20 protein-coding genes are annotated in these 23,725 nt (G+C 46.8%); 11 read left to right on the forward strand and 9 right to left on the reverse strand.

Annotated elements, in window-relative coordinates; genetic code table 11:
- Window positions 1–83 precede the first annotated feature (83 nt).
- From ACX9NY_RS17580 to ACX9NY_RS17600, 5 genes are all read right to left on the reverse strand, one after another.
- Window positions 84–878: a C40 family peptidase gene (locus tag ACX9NY_RS17580; RefSeq protein WP_472474061.1), complete on the reverse strand. Its 795-nt coding sequence runs from the start codon at window positions 876–878 to the stop codon at window positions 84–86.
- A 465-nt stretch (window positions 879–1,343) separates the two neighbouring features.
- On the reverse strand, window positions 1,344–4,619 hold the full coding sequence (locus ACX9NY_RS17585) for a glycoside hydrolase family 48 protein (RefSeq protein ID WP_472474063.1): 3,276 nt from the start codon (window positions 4,617–4,619) through the stop codon (window positions 1,344–1,346).
- A gap of 305 nt (window positions 4,620–4,924) precedes the next feature.
- Window positions 4,925–7,846, reverse strand: a complete 2,922-nt coding sequence (locus ACX9NY_RS17590) for a glycoside hydrolase family 9 protein (protein ID WP_472479335.1) — start codon at window positions 7,844–7,846, stop codon at window positions 4,925–4,927.
- Between the two features lie 411 nt (window positions 7,847–8,257).
- A complete protein-coding gene (locus ACX9NY_RS17595; protein WP_472479337.1) occupies window positions 8,258–9,973 on the reverse strand; it encodes a methyl-accepting chemotaxis protein in 1,716 nt (571 codons plus the stop codon).
- A gap of 240 nt (window positions 9,974–10,213) precedes the next feature.
- Window positions 10,214–10,765: an undecaprenyl-diphosphatase gene (locus tag ACX9NY_RS17600; RefSeq protein WP_339240148.1), complete on the reverse strand. Its 552-nt coding sequence runs from the start codon at window positions 10,763–10,765 to the stop codon at window positions 10,214–10,216.
- 184 nt (window positions 10,766–10,949) lie between these two features.
- On the opposite strand from ACX9NY_RS17600, the gene ACX9NY_RS17605 reads away from it, so the two are divergent.
- Together ACX9NY_RS17605 and ACX9NY_RS17610 are read left to right on the forward strand one after the other, a co-directional pair.
- Window positions 10,950–11,945 carry an LCP family protein gene (locus tag ACX9NY_RS17605; RefSeq protein WP_339240145.1) on the forward strand — a complete coding sequence of 332 codons (996 nt, stop codon included), beginning with the start codon at window positions 10,950–10,952 and terminating at the stop codon, window positions 11,943–11,945.
- A 178-nt stretch (window positions 11,946–12,123) separates the two neighbouring features.
- Window positions 12,124–13,377 carry an acyltransferase gene (locus ACX9NY_RS17610; protein WP_472474065.1) on the forward strand — a complete coding sequence of 418 codons (1,254 nt, stop codon included), beginning with the start codon at window positions 12,124–12,126 and terminating at the stop codon, window positions 13,375–13,377.
- 37 nt (window positions 13,378–13,414) lie between these two features.
- Here the strand turns inward: ACX9NY_RS17610 and ACX9NY_RS17615 are convergent, their stop codons facing one another.
- Window positions 13,415–14,152: a hypothetical protein gene (locus tag ACX9NY_RS17615; RefSeq protein WP_472474067.1), complete on the reverse strand. Its 738-nt coding sequence runs from the start codon at window positions 14,150–14,152 to the stop codon at window positions 13,415–13,417.
- A gap of 219 nt (window positions 14,153–14,371) precedes the next feature.
- Here ACX9NY_RS17615 and ACX9NY_RS17620 point away from each other — a divergent pair, with 219 nt between their 5' ends.
- Window positions 14,372–15,319, forward strand: a complete 948-nt coding sequence (locus ACX9NY_RS17620; RefSeq protein WP_472474069.1) for a hypothetical protein — start codon at window positions 14,372–14,374, stop codon at window positions 15,317–15,319.
- A gap of 54 nt (window positions 15,320–15,373) precedes the next feature.
- The gene (locus ACX9NY_RS17625; RefSeq protein ID WP_017690236.1) at window positions 15,374–15,616 is read left to right on the forward strand and encodes an NHLP leader peptide family RiPP precursor; all 243 of its coding nucleotides are present in this window, start codon (window positions 15,374–15,376) and stop codon (window positions 15,614–15,616) included.
- A gap of 76 nt (window positions 15,617–15,692) precedes the next feature.
- On the opposite strand, the gene ACX9NY_RS17630 is transcribed toward ACX9NY_RS17625, so the two are convergent.
- On the reverse strand, window positions 15,693–17,591 hold the full coding sequence (locus tag ACX9NY_RS17630; RefSeq protein WP_339240139.1) for a sensor histidine kinase: 1,899 nt from the start codon (window positions 17,589–17,591) through the stop codon (window positions 15,693–15,695).
- Between the two features lie 152 nt (window positions 17,592–17,743).
- A complete protein-coding gene (locus ACX9NY_RS17635; RefSeq protein WP_062832955.1) occupies window positions 17,744–18,025 on the reverse strand; it encodes a hypothetical protein in 282 nt (93 codons plus the stop codon).
- Window positions 18,026–18,170: 145 nt separating this feature from the next.
- On the opposite strand from ACX9NY_RS17635, the gene ACX9NY_RS17640 reads away from it, so the two are divergent.
- The 4 genes from ACX9NY_RS17640 to ACX9NY_RS17655 all read left to right on the forward strand — a co-directional run bounded on the left by ACX9NY_RS17640 (window position 18,171) and on the right by ACX9NY_RS17655 (window position 19,653).
- Window positions 18,171–18,332: a hypothetical protein gene (locus ACX9NY_RS17640; protein WP_221819028.1), complete on the forward strand. Its 162-nt coding sequence runs from the start codon at window positions 18,171–18,173 to the stop codon at window positions 18,330–18,332.
- Window positions 18,333–18,451: 119 nt separating this feature from the next.
- Window positions 18,452–18,823: a hypothetical protein gene (locus ACX9NY_RS17645; RefSeq protein ID WP_339259284.1), complete on the forward strand. Its 372-nt coding sequence runs from the start codon at window positions 18,452–18,454 to the stop codon at window positions 18,821–18,823.
- 39 nt (window positions 18,824–18,862) lie between these two features.
- Window positions 18,863–19,057, forward strand: a complete 195-nt coding sequence (locus tag ACX9NY_RS17650; RefSeq protein ID WP_339240136.1) for a hypothetical protein — start codon at window positions 18,863–18,865, stop codon at window positions 19,055–19,057.
- 173 nt (window positions 19,058–19,230) lie between these two features.
- The gene (locus tag ACX9NY_RS17655) at window positions 19,231–19,653 is read left to right on the forward strand and encodes a VOC family protein (protein WP_472474072.1); all 423 of its coding nucleotides are present in this window, start codon (window positions 19,231–19,233) and stop codon (window positions 19,651–19,653) included.
- Between the two features lie 196 nt (window positions 19,654–19,849).
- Here the strand turns inward: ACX9NY_RS17655 and ACX9NY_RS17660 are convergent, their stop codons facing one another.
- Window positions 19,850–21,064 (reverse strand): MFS transporter, encoded by a 1,215-nt coding sequence (locus ACX9NY_RS17660; RefSeq protein ID WP_472479339.1) that lies wholly within the window; start codon window positions 21,062–21,064, stop codon window positions 19,850–19,852.
- 256 nt (window positions 21,065–21,320) lie between these two features.
- Between ACX9NY_RS17660 and ACX9NY_RS17665 the strand changes: the two genes are divergently transcribed.
- The 3 genes from ACX9NY_RS17665 to ACX9NY_RS17675 all read left to right on the forward strand — a co-directional run bounded on the left by ACX9NY_RS17665 (window position 21,321) and on the right by ACX9NY_RS17675 (window position 23,722).
- Window positions 21,321–21,971, forward strand: coding sequence for a peptidylprolyl isomerase (locus ACX9NY_RS17665; RefSeq protein WP_472474074.1), 651 nt, complete (start codon window positions 21,321–21,323; stop codon window positions 21,969–21,971).
- A gap of 484 nt (window positions 21,972–22,455) precedes the next feature.
- Window positions 22,456–22,719: a YqkE family protein gene (locus ACX9NY_RS17670; RefSeq protein WP_339240130.1), complete on the forward strand. Its 264-nt coding sequence runs from the start codon at window positions 22,456–22,458 to the stop codon at window positions 22,717–22,719.
- A gap of 208 nt (window positions 22,720–22,927) precedes the next feature.
- Window positions 22,928–23,722 carry an SDR family oxidoreductase gene (locus ACX9NY_RS17675; RefSeq protein ID WP_472474076.1) on the forward strand — a complete coding sequence of 265 codons (795 nt, stop codon included), beginning with the start codon at window positions 22,928–22,930 and terminating at the stop codon, window positions 23,720–23,722.
- Window positions 23,723–23,725: the final 3 nt, after the last annotated feature.

The raw sequence follows: 23,725 nt of genomic DNA on the forward strand, positions 1-23,725 counted from the left end.
CAAAGGCAGAATGGAAGGTGTTTTGTATCCCTATAAACATCCGCAGAATATCATAGAGGTTCTAAGAAAGTTCTTGTTCTAACCTATAGCGCACTGCCACCAAACAGGAAGCGGTACTCCCAATGTTTGCCAGAGATATCACTAATCGTTACACCACCGCCGGCGTTGGAATACGTATGTAATACCTTGCCGTCGCCCAGGTAGATCCCTGTGTGCGTAATGGTTGCGCTGGATTTATTCACGCCCGAATACGATGATGCAGAACTGCCTTTATATGACATGAAATACATCAGGTCCCCGCGCTTCAGGTTTTTCCAGTTGGTCTGAACAGCACCCTTAGCTTTCACATATGCTCCCTGTTTACGAGAATCAGCTGGAAGCTTGATGCCAAGTGCATCGATAAAAGCCTGACGTATAAAGCTGGAACAGTCAAACGTAGCTGTGCTGTTACGACTCGCTCCGAATTCATACGGTGTACCCCAATATTTCATGCCCGCCGCAATAACTTTCTCCACAGACGCATTGCCGGTTTCCGATGTGGCACTATTTGAACTTGACCCGCTTGTACCGCCACTTACAGCTTGTGTGTATTTGGATGAAGAAGATATGTAGCCTGTCCGATTCGCAGAATCCTTAATCTTATACCAATCCGAACCGGATTGCTGAAGCACTGTTACCGTTTCCCCTTTAGCGATCAAGCGAACAACTTTCGCAGAAGAAGAAGGTGTTGTGCGTAGGTTTACGCCCCAAATTACTTTTACTTGTGAATTCTCAACAGCAGCTGCTGATACCTGTGCCGTTAGTGCTCCTGTCGTCAGACTTCCCATCAGCATCGATGCTGTGACACTTGCTGTAATAATTGTTTTCTTCCAATTCATGATGTCGAGTTCCCCCTGATGTTACAGAATTTTAACCTGGGTTGCTTCTCCCCGGCTTGCCCCATTGTAAACGGGCTATCCATAACGTTCATCAGCCAAAAGTCCTGTATTGATGTAGGCGCACTTGAGCACTAAGTAACAGGGTCTGTCCATCCTTTATTGGCAAAAAGCACTGCTGATTCCTTCTTTTACAAAGGTTAAATTATTGTAACTATTTGATATGCTTCATTTTTCAACGATAAAAGAGTTAGGTCAATCCTCATCCAGTACATGGGTCATATGAACTATATTTTAATGTTTAAAATCGCAAATATGGTAAATATTACTATGGTTCAATTTCTAATTACCGTTACCCATTTGAAGGTTTATTATAAAAAAAGAAAAAGCCAGGGATTTCTCCCCAGCTTAATCTGTATTTCTCGTGTCCTTAATGATCCTACTACTGGTTAAGTAGCTGTTTATTGATTAAGGTTCAATTCCCCATACCTTCGCGCCGTCCTGATAAGCTGTCACTTTCGTCCAAGCACTGAAGGCCGTTTGGGTGGAATCAAAGGAATAATCATTCGTTAGATCAAAATTCGTCCAGTTGTTTTTCGAGAAGCGCACCTGGATAATTCCGGTCTCGGCACCCGCTGCCAAACTGCCCGCACCCGATTTGAATCCAATCTCCAGATAGGTATCTGCCGTGCCCTTGGCCGGATCGATCGAAACAAAATGTCCTTCCACGTTACTGCTTCCAATCTGGGCATAATCACACCAGAAACTCAGATCAGCCGCACTATCCTTCGTGAAATAATACCGGAGCTTCACTTTGCTCAAGTCCACAGCAGTTGTACCTGTATTCTTCACATTGAACTGTGGAGTGATCGCATTGCCTGAAGTTCCTGAACCACCATTGCGATATTGTACTTCAAGTGCTCCCGTTGTGACCGGAGGGGCTAATGGGGTCAATACCAAGACATTCGAATTCGTCTGACCACTCGTATTCACGGCTACGATTCGGTAATTATATGCCGTACCATTCACCGCTGTAGCATCGGTATACGTCAGTGCAGTCAACCCCGTTGCCAGATCAGTATACGCCCCGTTGCCTACCGAACGCTGTACCTTATAACTTGTTGCTCCAGTCGATGCTGTCCATGTCAGTACCGCCTGGGCATTCCCAGCCGTTCCAGTAAGGTTGAATGCGCCTGGCACAACGACACCTGCGAGTGGTGTTGCAGATGCCTGTGTCGACGGTGCAGACTCACCTGCGGCATTCACCGCAGTGATGACATAATAATACGTTGTGCCGTTGGTCAAGCCCGTATCCGTGAATGTTGATCCTGTGACCCCTGTTGCTACAGACGTATAAGGACCACCGTTCACTTCTGCACGTTTCACAGTATACGAGGCTGCACCAGCGGCTGCGTTCCAATTCAGAACCACCTGCTCGCTTCCTCCGGTTGCTGTTACGCCAGCAGGAGCACCGGGCACTTCCACTCCCGGACTATCGGAATCTCCGAGGAGTCGATCATACTCTCCATAAGCTGTGGCCATATCCACCTGTGACCAGAAGCGGTGATACGTAAAGGTAGGTGCTCCGTTCTCCCACTGCTTCGTGGTCGGGTTATACGACGTTTTGTACAGGTTATCCAGGTAAGCCCATGCCGGATCTTGCTTGATGGCCGGACGCAGGTCGGAGTATCCAATGTATACGCCATTGCCGCCTTTCGCTGGATCGGAAGGTACACCTGCTGTACCTGGAATCGTATTGCCTTGACCAAAGGTTCCGGACCAGTTGGCCGGGATATAGATCTCTTTGGCAAAGAAGCGGAAGTAGTCTTTACGCTCTTCTTCGGTAACGATACCCACACCATCATTGTAATCCCAAGCAGTATCCAACAGAGCTTCCGCCAGATCCTTGGCTTCTTGACCTTTCACACTAAGTGTGCCGTTCTCCGCCTGTGTCCCTGCCGCGAAGAAGGTCAGTGCTTTAACGTAACTTCCCAGAACTCCTGTGTCCTGCACGGGATCTTTGGTCGTTACACGGAAGTTCGGATTTTCCGTAAACGAACTGAAGCCGTTCCATTTGTCCGGCTGACCCTGCCATTCCTGACCACCCGGAATCCAGAACTCTCCCGGAGCCGGTGTTGTCGCTACCTGAACATTGGTTCCACCCAAAATGCGCTGTCCTGCCGCATTCAGATAGTAGCCTTGCGCATCCGTCACCGGACGCTCACCTACAAATACATAGTCCTTGGACCAGTCAATCCACTTCGTGATCACTTTCTTGGCCATCTGGAAGTTCTCAGAGGACAGATCACCGCTCTCGGCAAGAATATAATACATCTCGGCTACACGCTCCAGCGGCCATGCCTGAAATCCAAACCATGTGTTGGAATCCGGGTCACGATACACGGGTGCTTCTTGATAGGCCATGTCATAGAAGGTACTGATTCCTGCCGGATAGGCCGCATAGGAACCACCGATACTGTTGGTTGCCCCCCCGCCAATGGCTCCTTCATGGGATTGCAGCCAAGTGTAGAATTCCAGCTGACGTTTGAGCGTGGCATTCCAATCTGCCTTCGCTGTTGCTGATTCAGGAATCAGGCCGCCAGCCGGGTCAGACAAGGCATAGGCTGCAACCGGGTTTTGATAAGCCTGATGGGTATGACTCGCTCCAATGCGCCAAGCCCAATCCCCACCTTGACCCAAACCACCGCCCCATGACGTATACCAAGCCATGAGATACATGTTGGAATCTTTACCTGTACCCGGCGTCGGTGTACCGTTCTTAGCACTTCCAATTTTCTGGAAGTATTTATCATACATGCCATAGCGCAGGTAGTCGCCCATCTTCTTCGCTTTATCCAGATATTCCGGGTTGTTGTATCCCATCTCCTTCGCCCAGTACAGAACCTGAACAGCACGTGCATCGGCATCCGTTGCGTTGGTGTAACGCCATTGCGCTGACGGCGTCTGATTTTCCTTGGTGAACAAGCTCATAAAGCCTTCGTTTGCCTTACCAAAGGATTTATCATCCTGGGATGGATGCGGAATCGCTTCCCACACAGATTCCTGCTCCCCACGCTGGAATGTGTTCACATAGGTAGCCGTATGGGATGGATTCAACAGGTTACCATATCCATACCAGTTATCCACATCCACCAGCCAGTGCATGAGATAAGTCTGATTGTCACCATAGGTCGCCTTCAGTTCAGTATCAATCGGGTCTTTACCCGCTGCATACTGCCCATTAAGTTGTGATGGATATTGATCAGGGAATGGTTTTTCCCCTGCATACGTAGCAGGGCTGTTCGGGTTGTATGAGCTCATCGTAGGCTGCTCTTCCTTGCCGTCACCTTCGTTGACCGGGATAATGAATTTTTCCATACTGTCCCATGCTGCTTCCAGTTGGGACCAGTCTCCCGTATAGTGACCATACATGGTCTCTAGCCATAGCCAGTAACTGTATGCCTCGGACGTCGTCATATGACCATAATCCGGGGCCTCACTCAGCAGGGTCTCAATGGAATGATAAGGCAGACCCTCTGGCGAGAAATATCCGTTTGCCGGATCTTTCAACTGTTCATACAATTGCAAAAACCGGGCTTCATTGATGCTGTCGGACTGAATCTCGATGGCCTGATCTGCGGCGTGTGCCGCTTGCGGCCCTGCCCACAGTCCAGTGTATCCGGTCAACATGACAGTACCCGCCAGCATGGCTGTTAAACTTTTTTTCGCAGCTGATTTCAACATTGATATATACCTCCCTGGAATAGTGGAATATAAATGCGTGTTCAAAAAGAGCGGTTTTCAGTACCGAGAAGATGGGATGAAGCTAGAAATGGAGTAGCGCAGCGTAGGGAAAACTACGTGAGCGACCACAATGTTTCCCAAGGAAACATTCTTCGTAAGCCTCCCACTTATTTCGGCTGAATTCCATATTCGATGCTGATGATGCCACCAGGCATCCTTCGTAATCAAAAGCGAACTTTTTGAACATCCTCTATAAGTGCTGTTGGTCTGCCCATGCTGCTCTTCGACTTATGACATTCAGCCAGTTACGGCTCCAAGCCCCATACTTTGTTGGTTCCCTGATACGCGGTTACCTTGTTCCATGCGGCAAAAGCCGTCTTGGAGGCATCATAGGAATAGTCATTACTTTGATCGAAATTGCTCCAGTTATTTTTGGAAAAGCGTGTCTGGATCACGCCGGTCTCTGCTCCAGCGGCCAAACTGCCTGCTCCGGACTTGAAGCTGATCTCCAGATACGTATCAGCTGTACCCTTCGCCGGATTCACCGCGACAAATGTTCCTTCAACATTGGCCGTACCCATCTGGGCATAATCACACCAGAACGTCATATCATCGGTACCATCCTTGGTAAAATAATATCGGATCTTCACTGTACTAAGATCGATTGCCTGTGTGCCGGTATTTTTCACATTGAACTGCGGGGTCACCGCATTGCTTGAATTCCCGGACCCTCCACTGCGGTACTGCACTTCGAGTGTATCCGTCGTCACCGGAGGTGCAGAAGGCGTCAGTGCCAGGACATTGGACAGCGTCTGCCCGTTCGCATTCATGGCTGCAATCCGGTAATTGTACGTGGTGCCATTCAGCGCAGTCGTATCCGTGTAAGTCAATATGGACAATCCGGTTGCCACATCCGCGTATGTTCCTCCTGCCACCGAACGTTGTACCTTATAGCTGGTAGCGCCCGAAGCTGCTGTCCAGGTCAGGACCGACTGTGCATTGCCAGCCGTCCCACTTAAAGTCAGTGCTCCCGGCACTGTTGAAGCTGCTTGCGGCGTAGCCGACACCTGCATAGAACCCGATGATTCCCCTGCTGAATTCACGGCAGTCACTACATAATAATAAGTGGTTCCATTCGTCAGCCCCGTGTTCGTATAGGTCAATCCATTCACACCCGTCGCGACAGTGGTATATGGCCCTCCACTTACCTCGGAACGCTTCACCGTATACGATTCAGCCCCGGAACCAGCTGTCCAGGTCAGGTTAACCTGACTGCTTCCCGCCACAGCCTGCACGCTAGCAGGTGCGCTTGGAACCGTAACTGGTGCCACACCAGGCTCCTGTCCGTACACCTTCACTCCGGCATCATAGACTGGAAGGTAGATGCTCTTCACAGGATTGCCTGTGGTCAGCGACTGGAACGAATGGTCATTGTTTGCATTCCATGCGCCCTGTGGGCCTGTAATGCGGAACTGTACTTCTTTGCGATAATTCCCTTCCCCACCGGGATAGATCTTCGTATTACCAAAGTTCGCCGTAATCGCATAGATATGCTGGGCTGCATTCACCACAACCGGTTGGGATACCGTCGCTCCCTCCGTATAGGAGGTGGTCACATGAACGTCCGATACAGTACGTCCAGCAGCATACACTTCACTCAAATCCAGGAAATATTTAAAAGAAAGTTGATCTCCCATTCGGGCAGGCCAAGCGGAACGATTATTAAGCTGTGCCCGGATTTCCGTATAATTGGAACCGGATGATTTGATGGCAGCTTCCACAAAGAACTCCTCACCCTTGACCTCAGGTGCAGGGAAATTCGCAAGGGGTTGATGATTCTGACCAAACAATAGATTCATCTTTGCCAGTGCACCAGTAAAACCGGCATTGTAATCAGTTGCCACCTCATTGCTCACATAATCTCCGATATCATCGGTATATCCATCTGATGCATCCGGTCCGCCGACCATGGCACCATACAGAATGTGGCGATGGTTAGCCGGGATATCCTCGTTATTCAGCCACGAACCGTGAGCGGTTCGATGATGCGGATGTTGGGGTGCATTTTGCCCGTATCCGACCACATAACTGCTCTGACGCGGGTTATCACCCAGAATATAATTCATCTGCGAGACGGCGAAATCCTGATATCTTGATTTTTTCACAGGATCACTGACCCAGTCGGAGTATACGAAAGAAATAAAGGCTGCATTCGCTGCATAACGGAGCGAGCCCCATTGATCCAGCCACGCAAGACCTCCTGGCGTATACTTGACTCGTGTCCCATTAACTCCAACTGTCCAGTAATCCAGGTTGCGTTCTGTCGACTGAATAAATCTCGTCGCCTCCGGCATGTTCAAGTTGGACGTAATCCGGGCAAGCAGGATCTGGGCACCATAATGTTTACTGTCCCAACCTTGTGTCCAGGTATACGGCCAATTGGCTGAGCCTCCGCTAGAAGACCAACGGTCCGTAGCTGCAATGGCTTTGGACAAGTAAGCGCTATCATTAGTGGCTAAATATAACCATGCTCCACCCCATGCCAGCTCGTCTTCGTATCCTGTCCACGAGTTATAGAACGCTGCGGCATCCGTGATACAATCGGTGTATTCCCCACGATACGTATCTGCAAAGTTGTACAGCTCTTTGGCATGTTGGAGCAATCTGGCCGAGTATGCCGGGTCATCATCTGCAAATACAATCGACGACGCTGCCAGTGCTGCCGCTGTTTCTGCCGCCAGATCACTGCCTGGGCAGGTAGCATCAATCTTGAACGAAGGACGGTTCATCTGCATGACCTCTGCCGGTCCCCACCAGGCATGATCCGTATTACCTGCTCCGACTTGTCCCCATAATTCATTTGGTTTGGTATGCGCTCTCATAAAATAGTCGGTCGCCCATCGGATATTATCCTTGATCTCCTCCAGTTGTCCTGCCTGTTCATATCCGTCGCCGTATTCCACGACAGACCAAGCGAGCATCGTAGCGGAAGCAGCCATCGGAAAGCCGAATTTCACATGATCCCCGGCATCATACCACCCTCCGGTCAGATCGATGCCTACATCAGACCCATCCTGCATGCCTGAATTACCACGCCATTCGACCCGATTATTTGCTGGTAATGGCCCCGAACGCTGGGCTTCATAGAAGTAAATGGCTTTTTGCAGTGCTTCAGCATAGTTCTGATCTCCGGCGGCCGCATCCGCCTTACGAAGTCCTGTGTTCATCGAGAAACTCCCTGCCAATAATCCTGCCGATAACGCGATCATGGCGACTCGTCTCCACCAGCTCCCCTTCATGTTCAACTATTCATCTCCTCTTCATGAATATTCCTTATGCATTACTCTGGACTGCAAGTTTATATCGCTCCTCTCCATGGTGTATTTGAGTGTAAGTTCCACCATTAATTACCATTATAGCCGTTTGTTTTACTAGCTATATAAGCGTTGGTGACTTCTGAAATAACATTGTTGTGACCTAGTCTGCGTCAAACGACAAAAAAGCTGTTTCTCTAACCCATATACGCGTTAGAGAAACAGCTTCTCGCCCTTGCTATAATCAATACCACAAATTAAATGGCATTCTGACCATTCCGTCTGTATATTCTTCTACCCTTAGGTATCCAAACATCTTAATGATTATACTTTGAACTTGTTAATCTGCTCCTGCAGTTCTTCAGCCATTTTGGATAATGCACCTGCGGATGAAGCGATCTCTTCCATGGAAGCCAACTGCTGTTGAGTTGCGGCAGACACATTATGAACCCCGCCTGCTGCCTCTCCGGCGATGTTGGAGATCTGACTTACATAGCCTACGACTTCAGTCGTACTCGCTGACATTTCTTCTGAACCAGCGGATACTTCTTGAATTTCACCCGCTACTTTGTTAACCGCATCCGAGATCTGCTCGAACGCTTGTCCTGCCGCAGTAACCATCTCGATTCCTGCTTCCGTCTCACTGCTGTTCACTTTGACTGCCTGAACAGCATGATCGGTATCTTTCTGAATCAACTGAACGAGATCCGTAATCCGTTGGGCTGATGTGGAAGATTCCTCAGCAAGCTTACGCACTTCTCCTGCAACTACAGCAAAACCACGTCCATGCTCTCCTGCTCGTGCGGCTTCAATGGCTGCATTCAGTGCAAGCAGATTGGTCTGCCGGGCAATGTTGTTGATTACTTCGGTAATGGTTCCAATCTCTGCTGAACGTTCCCCCAGCCCTGTTACCAACTCTGTAAGTGAAGCAATGGAATTTCGAACAGAACCCATCTGTTCAACCGCTTGCTGAATAATCATGTTCCCTTCGGAAGATTGATTCGCCGCATCCACAGCAGATACAGATACACTCTGGGCAAGCTCAGCAATCTGCTCCGACCCGAGAGCCATCTCATTCATCGCCTGTGAAGAACGCTTCACAATATCGACCTGATCGGACGTACCCACAGCCAATTCCTCTACCGTTTGGGAGATCTGTTCCGAAGCTTGGGTATTCTGCTCCGCACTTGCAAGAAGCTCTTCCGATGAAGCAGCTACCTGTTCGGAAGTCATTGATACCGATTCAATCATCTCGCGCAGATTACCCGACATGGTATTAAAGGAATTAGCCAACGTGCCTAATTCATCCTTATTCTTCAGTACAATTTTCTCGCCTGTCAGATCACCACTTGCTATTGCCATGGCAGCTTCATTCATCTTTTTGATTGGACGTGAGATGATGCTTGCAATGAAGAAGGCAATGAACATCGCAACCAGGAAGGCAAAAATTGTAACAGCCAAAATTACATTAAATGTATTTTCCGCAAGCAAAACAGACTCATTTGTTGCAGCATCCGATCCTTCATTGCCCAAATTAATTAACTTGGTGATAGAGTCATTTGCTGTGTACCACATCGGATAAGCCTCTGTGTGTAAACGACTAGACTCATCATAATTGTTGTTCAAACCAAATTCGATAAATGCCGGCATTTTCGCTACATAAGCATCATAATTCGTACTAAAATCATTATAGAGCTTAAGCGCTGCATCGTTGTTTGCAATCAACGTTTGTAACTGTTTACGCTCATCTTCAATCTTGGTAAGCAGCAACTGTAGCGCTTCGTTCATCTTAGCCGACTCATCTTCGTTCTGTTCAACGATGATTCCCAGAGCCAAACGCTCTACATCGGAAATATCACCATTCATCTTTCCCAGTAAGCTCACACTCGGCATCCAGGTCTGATCCACTTCATTCGCCTTGCCAGACATACTATGAATCTGGACTAATGCGTAGCCACTTACAAAAACCAGCAGAATTACGACTGCCAGAAAACCAGTCAATAACTTGCCTCGAATCGTTAACCTCAATTTCCCCAACATATTCCCCCGCGTGTCTTCCACATTCCCCACTCCTCAACTTAGCGCATAAACTAATGCATATGAATAATATATCGTCACCTCTAGTCATGAATTGTAGATGTCAGAATTCAATTTCTACAAATTTCATGTAACTTCGAAAATAAAGCAAAAGAAGCCTCCCATCTTTGGAAAAACCAGAGATACGAGACTTCTTTCAATAATAATAACTACCATCTATTCACTAGACATTTCTTTCAATCGCTAACCAAAAACACGCCGGTGTATGTTAATAAAGAAGTCAGGTATCGACTTGGTATAATTGCGGGTTGTAATCAGAACCACACTAAGCAGACTACCGAGAAGGAATCCTCCCAGAATATCTCCTGGATAATGCACACCAACGTATATACGAGACACCCCTGTCAACACAGCAAGTAATAGCATCCATAACCCCAAGCGACGCCCAATAAAGAATGAAGCAGCCGCGAGAGCAAATACAAAGGAGGCATGCTTACTTGGAAAAGATGGGTCAGGTACATGGGCAACCAGTTGATGTACGTTTCCCTCCACAAAAGGTCTTGGATGGCCGACCGCAGGTGATATGCCCCATTTCGCCAGAACTAACGCTGCAATGGATGCCACGCAAGCATAGAAAACGATACGCTGTTTGGATGGATCGCCAAGAAACCATACAATAACGAGTAGTGCAATCATAACCCAGACCGCATACTCCGATGATGTAATCATAAACCAGTCCAGAAATGGAATTTGGTCTGCAAACTGATTAATCCAATGAAATACGGATTGATTCATAACTGGCTTTTAATACCTCCATTACACACAACAAGATTATTTTTTACATATTAAATATTCACTAACTATTTGTCAAACAATCCTCACATTGACCGAAGTTACGAAATCAAAGAGGACATTTTACTTTCTTTTTGTTAAACTAGTTTGGGTTACATATCAGTTCAAACATAGAAAGGTGAAGATTATGCTTAAAAAATGGTTATGGGGTACAGCCCTGACCCTGATGCTTGCTGTCACAGGGGTCGTTGTATATTACGGATATTCGATTGTTCATTTTGCCAATAGCATCTCAACCACTTCCGGGACTTCATCCAACGCTTCCTCATCTGGCACAGACAGCGACTCAGATACCCAAACGACAACGATTCCCAGATGGGAGGGCCAGGAACGGGTGAACATTCTGCTGCTTGGCGGAGATTCAAGGGGTGACGATGCGGGACGCTCGGACTCGGTCATGGTCGCTTCTATTGATCCCGTCACGAAGAAAGCCCATCTATTCTCCGTACTGCGAGATACCTATGTCGCAATCCCCGGTCATGGAAAGAGCAGGCTCAATGCAGCCTTTTCCTACGGAGGTGCAGAGCTGACCAAACAAACCGTCAGTGATCTGCTCGGTATTCCCATTCAGCATTATGTGTACACGGACTTTACAGGCTTCATGGCACTCGTTGATGCGGTAGGTGGTATTGAGATTGATGTTGAGAAAGATATGTATTACACCAGTAAAGCGGATAAACATATGTATGACATCGATTTAAAAAAGGGATTGCAGCATATGGATGGCAAAACAGCCCTTCAATATGTTCGTTTCCGCCATGATGCTACCTCGGATTTCACCCGTACCGAACGGCAGCGAATCTTCATGACCGAACTGGCCAAAAAGATGCAGAGTACCACTTCGCTCTTCAAAATCCCGGATATCCTGGAAGCGATCGCACCTTACATAGAGACGGATCTTAGTCCGACCCAAATGTTGAAACTGGCGTCCCTTGGCTTCGATATCCATGCGAACGAAATAGACCAGCAGCAGATTCCACCGAACAAGCTGCTCACCAATGAACTGGTCGGCTCCGCTCAGGTGCTGGGTGTCGATGTAAGCAAACTCCAGTCCTATATTCAGAAACTGTTTGAAGAAGATGCTGCGCCCTCGGAGTCTTCATCATCAGATGAACAGAACTGAGAATAACAGAGTTGAAAATGAAGCGATTATTAAACAACGTATATTTCAGTTTAATACCCACAAAAGAAGACGGCTTCGGCCGTCTTCTTTTGTACCTATTTTCCCCATTTAATGCAGCCTTAATGTTTAACAGGTACCCTTATATGATGAACTCCGGTTCCTGGAGGGAGGATTACATGTGAAAAAACCGCGAATAGCGGAATGGACCGAACTGCGTGGCATAGCCTTTCTGGCGATCGTCATGCAGCATAATATCGCCGAGTATATCTATCGCGCCGATATTGAACAACCCGATTCCATTATGCTGACTATGATTTATCATCTGACCCGTTTTGGTACGCCAACATTTGTATTTCTGTCGGGAGTCATGTTGTTTTACCATCACCATAACACCAAACCGGAATACCCTCGCTTCATTCGAAAGCGATTTGGCGATATCTATATGCCGTTTGTGGTATGGACACTCATCTATTGGCTTGCTGTCCGAATTTTCACCCCTGCGTTCTGGGCCAGTGGCATACCGGATATGCGCAGTCTGGTTCGTGAACTGTTTCTACCACAGACCGGATATCATCTCTGGTTTGTCATTATGGTGTTTCAGTTCTATATTCTGTTCCCCCTGTTTTGGACAGGAGCAAAAGCCATTCAGAAGCGTATCCAAAACGTCATACGTTTCACGCCAATGCAAGTTATTGTGGCATTAATTCTCTTTGCAGCTGCACTCTACGCCCTGCTTATGAAGTGGTCCTACTACAATATGGGGGGCTGGACAGAATCTATGTCTGAGCCATGGTCAACGTTGCTGCAGTATCGCTCCTATTCATGGATGATGTACTGGTTCTACTTTTTACTGGGTGCCGTATGTGCCTGGTCAGTCGATAGCTGGAGAAGTTGGACCACCAAGTTACTGCCATGGACCATCTGTCTGTTTATTGGGATGTATATATGGCTTGGTTACGATGTGCTCCGCGGGTCCGGGGATGTTGTTAATCTGAATATCTCCACCTATTTGAAACCAACCACATTTCTGATCATTATGGCCCAGATGCTTATGATGTATGGTTTCCTTGTACTGATGCGGAGCAAAGACACATGGTTTCAGCGCCTATTAGCCTGGATTGGCCGTTATTCGTTTGGTGGATATCTGGTTCATGCACTGGTGATCTACGCGATCGCTTACGTAACCAGACCGCTCCAACTCAGTGGATGGCATCTGCCTGTAACATTGCTATCGTTCCTTGTTACGGTTAGTATTGCTCTTGCAATCAGCTGGGCACTCTCCAAACTTCCTGGCTCACGTTTCACCGTAGGGTTAATGCGCAAACCACGTTCAACCCCGGATTCAGCTGGCGCTGTGGACAAAAGAAATTTACCTGAGCGAAACCCCTCACCCGGTGCAACTCGCAGTCCGGGAACAAGTGAGCCGTTTTAAAATAAAGAAGCGCGTCCCCTGATGGAGACACGCTTCTTTATTTTGCTTCGCTCGACGTTGATCGTCCCGGAACAGGTTCCTGGGGACCTGGGGCTGGATGCACGTTGCCCTTCTGATTCACAAATCTCTTCAGATCACCCGTTAACTGTTCCTTCAGCTTGTTAACCAGCTGTGTTTCGCTAATGCCTTTTGCCTGAGCAATCTCAGCCAAGGATTTTCCTCCCTGAAGCTGTTCATGAAGTTGAGCAGGGGTGACTCCAATAAACCGGGCAATTTCGCCTTTATCCACCATGGGACGTTTGCCATGGTGGGCAAATTCACGCCGCAAATCACGCAGCGGGGTATTGATGACCTTTTTTAACTTGGTATCCATGTCCGCCTTCGTGGCTGCAGCCTGATCCTTGGTGAGACACCCCTCTTCTACTGCTTGATCCAGACGCTGTGCAAGTGTAGGCTTCAACTTCTGCAATAACTGCTCCTCACTAAGTCCCTTACGCTCTTTCGCAATCTGGGACAACGTCTTGCCAAGTTCCATCTGTTCTTTCAGATCCCGAAGCCCAATCCCAAGCAAGTCTGCCGTTTCACCAATCATGAACAGACCGTGTCCTGCCTGCATGCATGGCTTCGCTGGTTTGCCGGAGGAAGAAGCTTTTGATGCACCACCATATTCCTCAGCCCGAGCCGTTGAATCAGCGAATGCTACATGTCCTGTTGCTACTGTTATAACTACGGCTGCCAATCCGGCTGCCATCCATGTTTTCCATTTCAAATTCATTTTTCTGCCGCCTTTCCGATGTCGAAATCTCTGTACCTTCCTAGTTTGAGCCTAAAATCCACTTTTTTATGCCATAAAATACAAAAAGTCATCATTTTTCTCACAATTGATCACAAAAAATCCTATTTTTTTCAGTTTATTTCAGCTATACTGAATGTACTTCATGATTCAGTCGAACAGTCCTGGACCACCTTATCGCAGGAAGGACGAGACGTAACGATGCGGAAAGATTGGTTAGATCCGTTTAGCTCCGATCTGGAGGTCGTTTTTGCTTCAGCGGAACAACTCGTACGGGAATATCCCGAACCCTTGTCAGGACATGCATTGGAGCAACTTCATTCGGTTAATCCCCTGTTACGAGATTCGGGGCACAGTTATATCGGGTATATCATCCCACTTTGGATGCAGTACTCGGATCAACTGCCTCAGGAGAAAGCACACCAATTAAGTACAGCCTGTCTGATTCACATGTTATATTTTCTGAATCAGGACGACGTGATGGATGAACAACCGGAGAATGCCGCTCTGAAGTTATCCCTGGGCAATTTATATTACATGGATGCACTTCAATCTTACTCGGCATTATTCGATCTTTCCTCCACGTTCTGGATCTATTTCAGACAATATGTAGTGGATTGGGCCGTGAGTGTTACGGGTGAGCATTTCATTGATTATTTTCAACAGAATCCCTTGTTGATTGCGCAAAAGGCTGCCCCTCTACTCATCGGAGCTACGGGTGCACTCCTTCTGTTGAATCAATCCGAGCGGATCATCCCAGTATGTTCTGCCATCAACATTACACTCATGACACTCCAGATGACCGATGACTTCACAGATACGCATCAAGATGCTGTGCATGGAAACTACAACAGCTACCTCTCCCACATATCCGCAGCACTGAATCACAACTATCCCGCTCATCCTCTTAGCGAACGTATACATGACAATGTATACAACACTCAACTCATGAACTCTTATGTAGACATTGCATTTCACTATAATCGTACATTAACATCGTCTAACTTAGGGATATCGCATCTCGAGGTGTTTGATTCTTATTTATGCAGCACTTTAGTACAAGCTGTTCAGGACATTACACAACGGAAGAAACGGCTCCTCCAAGGTGGGTTTCATCACTGGATCAGCGATCAACAGTTGGAATTATAAGCATAAGGACTAAGCTGATTCAGTTTAATTTCAAATATGAAGGGAATGTTGACGATGATGGTATCAGAGAAAACGTTGCATGAGGATATTATTGAAAAGGCTTGGACTGACGAGCATTTCAGACAACAATTGCACTCCAATCCGAAGCAAGCGCTTCGTGAAGCTTTCGGAATCATAATCCCGGAGCACATTCAGGTACGTACCGTTGAGGAGCAGCAGAATGATTATGTTCTTGTCATACCTCCCAATCCTTCCAAAGTAAATTATGATGTGAATTGCGGACCTTGGAGAAGTTAAATCGGGTGAGTTAAATTGGTAACGTAAGTGATTAGGGGTAGGGACAAAAAAGCCGCTGTATGCTTCTGTGAGTTCGTCATTCGACGAACTCAGCAAAAGATACAACCGCTTCTGTTCCTACCCCTTTGGTACTTGTAAAGCTGATCTGTCCTTGCATCGCTTCAACAATTCGGAATGTCACCATCATGCCGAGACCAGTGCCTTTGATTTTATTGGAGAAATAAGGCTCGCCCAACCGGGAGAGTGCTTCCTCATCCATTCCCTCTCCATTATCCCTGACATGCACCTTAATAACCCCATCCTGCTTGTAAGCCCAGATATCAATCTGGCCTTGTCCCTGCAGAGCTTCAATACTGTTCTTGATAATGTTGATAAAAGCCTGCTTAAACTTCGAGGAATTGCCCCGAATATATAAATCTGGCGGAATGTCAGTGGTGATTTTGCCACCTTCCAGATTAGCCATCGGTACAAGGATACCTTCAATATGATTGAACTCATCCGAGATATTAAGCGAGATAATATGGTCGAATTCAGGTTTGGCAAAGGTAAGAAAGTCCGTGATAATGCCCGAAGCACGGTCAAGTTCCTCCAGTGCAATACGCACATATCCCTTATTTTTGTTGTCTTCCTGTTCTGTCATAAGTTGCAGGAACCCTCTTGTCACCTGAAGCGGATTACGTACTTCATGAGCAACGGAAGCGGCCAATTCGCTAATAATCTCCATCTTCTCGGATCGCTGCAACTCATTGTTGAATAACTCCAGTTCCTTGGAATACTCCAGCACTTTGGTGTGTTTTTCGGCAAACCGACTTCCGAGAATGGCAATCAGCGAGATCACAAATGCAACCATGGACCATTTCCACCATAACAGATGATACGTCCCACTCCGCTGATAATACCACAACAGTTCAGCCACACTGATCAAGGCAAATGTACCGAATCCTGTCGCAAGCAGGATGGCTTCCCGATTTCGTTGCAGTGCTTTGGCGATGGTTCCAACCAACAGAATTGTCAGCAGGATGACCAGCACCATACCGACCACACGCTGTACGAGCAGATTGTAGAGAAACTCCCATTGCCCACCTGAAGTAACGTAGATAAATAGAGAGAACACAGCGATAACTGAATATATGAATGTTATTTTTCGCAGTTTGGTGAAGATACCATGCAGTCCCGGCCCGATAATCTGCTCAAAAAAATAACATAGCGCTGGCATTCCCAGCAGCATAGCCAGATCAAAGACTACCGAATACAGGTCACCATATACCTGATAGAATGTATACAAAAATTGCGAATACGTGATGATCATTGTGCCGATGGAACCCATCACCATGCATAGTGAGATCCACAATCCCTTATGGAATTTGCCAAGGAAGAACGTACAACTCAGCATCGTAATCGCTGTGAAAACAAAGGTCGCACCCAAAATGACATCAATAAGCCCGTTATGAATATATCTCTCCTGTAACGCAGCATAAGGTCCAACTTGAACAGTACCTTGTATGCCCAGACGACCTTTCTCATTTTGCGACCATACATAGAGCGTGTCACCCGAATTTTCGCTGGATAAGGGTAGTAACACCGCATTATTATCATAATTGTAATGGTAGTTCTCGTAGACCTTGCGGTCCTCCAGATAGATAACAATATGATTTCCTTTAATGTTCTCAAATCGAATGGCTGAGCTTTCTTCACTCAATTCAGGGATGGTCAGGCGAGTCCATAAGGAACTCGATCGATCCGTATTGCTATACTCTAACTTATCGATGCCCTGCTTTTCCCATATCTCATCTGTTCCCTTAACCTCACTTATGAACCCTTGATCGTCAACGTTCCCCCATTTTACTTCCCATCCTGTAATGGATGCAGGTTGCTGAATCGCTCCTGTAGTTGCAAAGACCATTCCATGTGGCATACCTAGAATAATCAATACACTCATCCATAAGATGACGATAGCTTTGGGCACATTTTTCATTCACAGCACCTCAAAGTTCCAATTTTCCCTATCTTAGATTCTCTCATTTATCATTCGCCACCATTTGTCACGTCACCTTCTTAGATAAAATGAATTTTCACATTTAAGTCGATTTATAGTTTTATTTCCATTTTATTGTTATGCATATATGATTAATCACGCAAGTCTTCGAACTGGTTCTCTATCATTTCCCGCTCTTTCTGTTCAACTTGACTACGGAATTCAAGCCACTGCTCTGTTTCCTCATCATCATAGATGGTCCATATATCGGAAAAAAGGAAATCCCGCAACTGTACAACTTGTCCGGACCATATTCCGCCTACCCAAAATAAACCGTCCGGACGACGGATGACGGTACGGGAGAAACCGGGTGTAGACGCCTTTTGCCCGATACGGATGCGTGTAATCATATTGCCCAGTGTGAACCAGTCCACTTGAGACCCCTCCCTTACATATTCAAGCTTAATCATAACATAGGCAAAACAGGAAAAGCTGTAAAAACGGTGACCGAGATTCAATCCTTTGCTTCAGGTGTAATGGTTTCTCAAAGCAAACAAACACGCTAAGGAGATGATTGCAATGAATGAGCCGCATCGTACAGTTGAGGTGGAACATAAGGATGTTCAGCATAAATCGGATTCAAGTATGGTCGCTTCCACATTTATTAAATATGCCGCTTATGTGATAATCTTTTTCGGATTCTTATACTTCCTGGTTAAATATGTATTTCCTAAATTCTAAGGCATTCATATCGTAGCAAACCCCGGGGATAATAAAATGTGCAAGATTACAACAACAGCGCTTTGGGTAACTACGGGGTAAGAAGCTTGGGCAACCAACAATGAAAGGAAGTGTTATTGATGTCTGACAAACCAATTAGTAACGAAGAGAGCGACCGCTATTATGACCGTTATCAGAGGTTCCGCGATATTCCGCCAGAGACGGAAGTCCCGGAAGGCGATATGGATACCTTTGATGAAGTTTCCGGCAGACGGATTGTAACGGAAGATGCGGAACTTGCACCGGTAGCCGCAACGGCTGTGGACGAGCCGGAATTGGATTCACGTTTGGCGGAGACACCGCTGGAATCTGTACCGGATGCAGACCTGCTGCAACCAAACAGTCCAGTTGATCCTGCTGCCCCCGATCCGGATGCACTGCATGGTACTGATCTGCTCAATGGTGCTGGTGCAGATGCCAAACCCGAGAACGATGTCCCACCACGACGTTAACGGCAGTAATGACATCCTGAATGAGGAGGTGCATACACGATGAAGGAAGATCGCGACAAACATACGCATGAACCGGATAATCTTGTGACCGAAAGGGATATTGACCCGGACTTCGGACTGTTCACTGAGGACTCCTTCCCCGAAGCACTTGAGGATGAGGATCAACGTGATGCGGTGGAGCATGCCATTCCTAAAGAGAAGGCTTCTCGCAAGCCCTCTTCGGATGGTCAATAATCACTTGGACAATGATAATTCCAGACTTACAGAAACCTCTTGAAAAGGGGTTTCTTTGACGTTTAATCACTGATTGCTGACATGACAGTATAGTCAAAAAATTGCCCTTCCATTATTATTATAAAAGATACATATTACAAAAGTTATTACGGGTAGTGAAGGAGATTGATTATATGATTCAGTCTATCGTACATATTGCATTGGTTGTGAAAGATTATGATGAAGCAATCGCATTTTATACAAAAAAGTTGAACTTCACATTAGTTGAAGATATATATCAACCGGAACAAGATAAACGGTGGGTCGTGGTTTCTCCTCCTGGCTCTGTTGGTACTACAATCTTACTTGCCAGAGCATCTAAACCTGAGCAAGAGCCATTTGTTGGTAACCAAGCTGGTGGTCGGGTATTTTTGTTTCTAAACACTGATGATTTTTGGAGAGATTATAATGAGATGGTCACTAAAGGGATCGAATTTGTTAGAGCTCCCCAAGAACAATCTTATGGAACAGTAGCTGTATTTAAAGATCTGTATGGAAATTTGTGGGACCTACTGAAAATGAATAAGGATCATCCCATTTCCAAGCGCGTTAAGTAATCTCCAAGCTTCCGAGATCAGATTGGGATTAATGTGTTATAAACATGTGACTTATATTCCTCTATCTGAATCAAAGAGAGATGACCACTGCATGATTACAGCGCCATCTCTCTTTGATTCTTTATAGAATGCTTATCTTATTTCTAAATATCCTTTTAACTTCGAGGATTTCCGTTTTTAATGGCTGCTCCAGCGGTCACCGCTTAGCGGAGATCTTGCCTGTTCCAGGCAGTTTGTGATCCAATCCCGACCACTTCGCTACAATCGCAGTGATGATCAGTGCAAGTCCATTAATGATAAATATCCAGCGTATTGGCAACCAGCCACCGAGAACGCCACCAATAATTGGTCCCGCCATCGTCCCGATCTGGGCAGCGGACTGGTTCAGACTAAAAGCCCTTCCCCTGAAACTTGATGCGGTAGCCTGCACAATCATGGCGTTAATGGCCGGAAATACAGCTGCAAAGAATAGACCATACACGAATCGCAAAATGCCAAATGCGATATAACCTGTTGTAAAGAACTGTAGAAGATTGCCTACAGCCCCGCCAACCAGTCCAATGATCAGCACTTTACCGTATCCGATCCTTGTACCAATCTTGCCCCAACGCGGTGCCATAATAACTGTTGCTACCCCCACCGCCGAGAAAATAATACCTGAGCTAAGTGAGGCACGATCAGGCTGAACGCCCATTTCCATCACATAGACCGTCAAAAGGGGCTCCAGAATCATAACGGAGAATGTACATATGCCCATCATGCCAAGCACCGTCATAAACACACGATTCGCTCTCGCTTCACGAATGTCATCCATGACATGGGAACGAGCTTTATTTCGGTTGAAGTTCTCTTCTTTTACCCAAAAGGTTGCAATAATAGCTGATACCAATACAACAATTGCCGAAAACAAAAATGCATTCCGGTTGCCGTAATAGTGACTCACCACGCCACCAATTAACGGTCCAATAATACCGCCAGTGGCTCCAGCAGTAGACATAATACCCAGTGCATAACCGGTCTTCTCCTCAGGTGTATTGGTGCCTACCAGGGCAATTGCTGCTGGAACAAACCCTGCAAGCAGACCCTGAAACAATCGAACAACAATTAGCGAATAGGGGTCCTGCACGAAATAATTGATAAGATACAAGACGGCAAGGCTGTATCCTGACCGGATGAGCATAGGTTTGCGCCCGTATTTATCAGCCAGCGAACCCCAGAACGGAGACACGAGCGCACTCGCGAGAAACGTAATGCCGAAGGCAAGTCCCGACCATAACTCCAGGTGATCACGAATCCCCAAGTCAGCACTTAGAAACAGGGGTAGAAATGGAATTGAGATCGAATACGCCGTGCTGCAAAAAAATACACCAATCCACAATATGATGAGATTTCGCTTCCACGAGAAGTTCATATACCCGCACGCCCTTTCCGTTACTGACGCCGGGACTGCCGTATATTGGAGCGGACGGAACAGACCCGTACGTCCCCGATGCGGAAGCATTTTCCTTATTTTACACCCAACATTCCATGAAGGCCATCCCTTGTTCACCACAACTACACGTATTACATTGCCATTCTGTCCACAAAAACGGTATGATAGTTGGGTAAATATCCAAATACGATTTGGAGAAAATATATCATGCAGAGATGCAAGGAGGAACGTTTTCATGTCTTTACGGTGGAAAAAAACAACCGCAGTATCGCTCGTTCTTGCGATGCTGCTTATCGTCATTAGTGGTTGCGGGCGCCCTGCGTCCAGTGCCGAGCAAACGCCGGTGCCAGCCGCACCTGAAGGTCCAAACCCTGTGGCAACCATTGAGATGCAGGATGGTCAAAAGATCGTTATTGAGCTCTATCCGGAGATTGCGCCCAACACAGTGTATAACTTCATCTCCCTTGCGAATAAAGGGTTCTATGACGGCCTGATCTTTCACCGGGTCATTCCGGGCTTCATGATTCAGGGTGGAGATCCAGAGGGCAACGGTTCGGGCGGCCCAGGTTATACAATCAAAGGGGAGTTCACTTCCAATGGTCACAAAAATCACCTGAATCATACTCGGGGAATCATTTCGATGGCACGTAAATCGGATAATCTGGATTCTGCAGGCTCCCAATTTTTCATCATGTTAGCAGATGCGGATTACCTGGATAATTCATATGCCACCTTTGGCAAAGTTACTGAAGGCATGGAAGTTGTTGATGGAATTGCAGCTCAGGAAATAGGTGAAGCTGACAAACCCGTTAAGGATCAAGTTATGAAAAAAGTTACGGTAGATACCCACGGTCTGGAATATCCAGAACCGGTAAAAATGCCTTAATTTACATCCTTGCCAAACGGATGATAATCCATGGTTATGACTTGTTAATGAAATCTAAACAAACAAAAGCTCTGTCCTGTGCGAATGTCACAAGGCAGAGCTTTATTTAATAATATTAATGATAGCGGTTACATATATGACTTTATATAAAATGACCTCTTCCGGCATCATCCTCAATACATCCATCCCATCAAACGTAACCAGCCGATAATCGCAATCCATAACGGGCAGCTAAAGGCAACACCCCATGCAAGCCCTTTCAGTAAACCACGGTTTACTTCCACGAACAACGACTCCTTTCTCCAGGGAATAGTCGCAGTATCGGTAATAGTATATGATTTTATACCCGAATTCATTCGCCACGCAACCCTCATTTTCCTGCTTTTGTTCCGCAGATTCATGGAATGCTTTACGGGAACCTGATATACTATGACTACTGTACGATAAATGGAACCTGATTCATGTTTGGAAAGGAGATTTTCCTATGGCAAAATCCAAGAAACGCACTCCTGCTCCCAAAGCCGCAGTAGCACAGGATAAACCCACAACACTGAAAGATCTGCTTAGCAGTGATGTGCTGGAGAAGCTGAAAGCTCAGGCAGATGAGGCGAAGGCTGCCGAGGCTGCACTTAAAGAGAAGGAACGCCAGCAAGCAGAAGAAGCTCGCCAAGCGGAACAGAAGCGCCGGGATAACGACTTCGAATATCTGCTGAATAACAGCGCGATGGACTGGAAGAAACATAAGTAAGCCAGGGCATGATCTGAGGGTGTCTACTACCTTCCACATGCCAAAATAATATTGCAAGCCGACAGATCATGAAGCCGATCTGCTCACAGGACAGGGCCGCGTTGCGGTCCTGTTTTTTTGATATGGACACATATTGATTCACCAGTCTTGAGCCGGGTATGTAGAAGTAGAAGGTACAACGATAATCTAACTCATGGAGGGATCAGAGATGACTGAACAACGTTTGGAAGGCAAAGTTGCAATAGTAACTGGAGGTGGGTCGGGTATTGGGCAAGCTACCGCCATTCGATTCGCCGAGCATGGAGCCAAAGTATACATGCTGGATCGTACACCGGAAACTGCAGAGGAAACCAAGCAGACGATTGAAAAGGCTGGCGGAGAAGCGTATGTGATCGAATGTGATATCTCCAAACCGGACCAAGTGCAGAAGGCGATCAATCAGGCTGCGGCTGAAGCGGGCAAGCTGGATATCATATTTGCGAATGCCGGCATCAACGGAACGATGGCTCCGATTGAAACGATGGAAATGGAGGACTGGGACCAGACGATGGAGATCAACATGCGCGGAACCTTCGCAACCGTCAAATATGCCATCCCTCATCTGAAAGAACATGGTGGCAGCATCATAATCACCAGTTCCATCAACGGTAACCGGGTTTTCTCAGGAATCGGATTCTCTGCATACGCTTCCAGCAAAGCAGGACAAACTGCATTTACGAAGATGGCTGCATTGGAGCTGGCTCGTTATAAGATCCGTGTTAATGCCGTCTGCCCAGGTGCCATCGATACCAACATTGATGATAACACCTACCCGTCCGATGATCTGAAAGAAGTACAGATTCCAGTTGAATTCCCTGAGGGTCATGAACATCCGCTTAAGGGCGAACCTGGAACGTCGAAGCAAGTAGCTAACCTCGTTCTGTTCCTTGCTTCTGATGAAGCCTCTCATGTTACAGGTTCACGAATCTACGTGGATGGTGCGGAATCTCTGCTCCGTGGATAAACA

This window comes from Paenibacillus sp. CB74, assembly GCF_055687625.1.

Coding starts and splice junctions, on each gene's coding strand:
- ACX9NY_RS17580 (WP_472474061.1), bottom strand. CDS start 878: ATGAATTGGAAGAAAACAATTATTACAGCAAGTGTCACAGCATCGATG.
- ACX9NY_RS17670 (WP_339240130.1), top strand. CDS start 22,456: ATGGCAAAATCCAAGAAACGCACTCCTGCTCCCAAAGCCGCAGTAGCA.
- ACX9NY_RS17645 (WP_339259284.1), top strand. CDS start 18,452: ATGTCTGACAAACCAATTAGTAACGAAGAGAGCGACCGCTATTATGAC.
- ACX9NY_RS17660 (WP_472479339.1), bottom strand. CDS start 21,064: ATGAACTTCTCGTGGAAGCGAAATCTCATCATATTGTGGATTGGTGTA.
- ACX9NY_RS17615 (WP_472474067.1), bottom strand. CDS start 14,152: ATGAATTTGAAATGGAAAACATGGATGGCAGCCGGATTGGCAGCCGTA.
- ACX9NY_RS17590 (WP_472479335.1), bottom strand. CDS start 7,846: ATGAACACAGGACTTCGTAAGGCGGATGCGGCCGCCGGAGATCAGAAC.
- ACX9NY_RS17640 (WP_221819028.1), top strand. CDS start 18,171: ATGAATGAGCCGCATCGTACAGTTGAGGTGGAACATAAGGATGTTCAG.
- ACX9NY_RS17585 (WP_472474063.1), bottom strand. CDS start 4,619: ATGTTGAAATCAGCTGCGAAAAAAAGTTTAACAGCCATGCTGGCGGGT.
- ACX9NY_RS17650 (WP_339240136.1), top strand. CDS start 18,863: ATGAAGGAAGATCGCGACAAACATACGCATGAACCGGATAATCTTGTG.
- ACX9NY_RS17665 (WP_472474074.1), top strand. CDS start 21,321: ATGTCTTTACGGTGGAAAAAAACAACCGCAGTATCGCTCGTTCTTGCG.
- ACX9NY_RS17630 (WP_339240139.1), bottom strand. CDS start 17,591: ATGAAAAATGTGCCCAAAGCTATCGTCATCTTATGGATGAGTGTATTG.
- ACX9NY_RS17600 (WP_339240148.1), bottom strand. CDS start 10,765: ATGAATCAATCCGTATTTCATTGGATTAATCAGTTTGCAGACCAAATT.
- ACX9NY_RS17655 (WP_472474072.1), top strand. CDS start 19,231: ATGATTCAGTCTATCGTACATATTGCATTGGTTGTGAAAGATTATGAT.
- ACX9NY_RS17625 (WP_017690236.1), top strand. CDS start 15,374: ATGATGGTATCAGAGAAAACGTTGCATGAGGATATTATTGAAAAGGCT.
- ACX9NY_RS17620 (WP_472474069.1), top strand. CDS start 14,372: ATGCGGAAAGATTGGTTAGATCCGTTTAGCTCCGATCTGGAGGTCGTT.
- ACX9NY_RS17595 (WP_472479337.1), bottom strand. CDS start 9,973: ATGTTGGGGAAATTGAGGTTAACGATTCGAGGCAAGTTATTGACTGGT.
- ACX9NY_RS17675 (WP_472474076.1), top strand. CDS start 22,928: ATGACTGAACAACGTTTGGAAGGCAAAGTTGCAATAGTAACTGGAGGT.
- ACX9NY_RS17605 (WP_339240145.1), top strand. CDS start 10,950: ATGCTTAAAAAATGGTTATGGGGTACAGCCCTGACCCTGATGCTTGCT.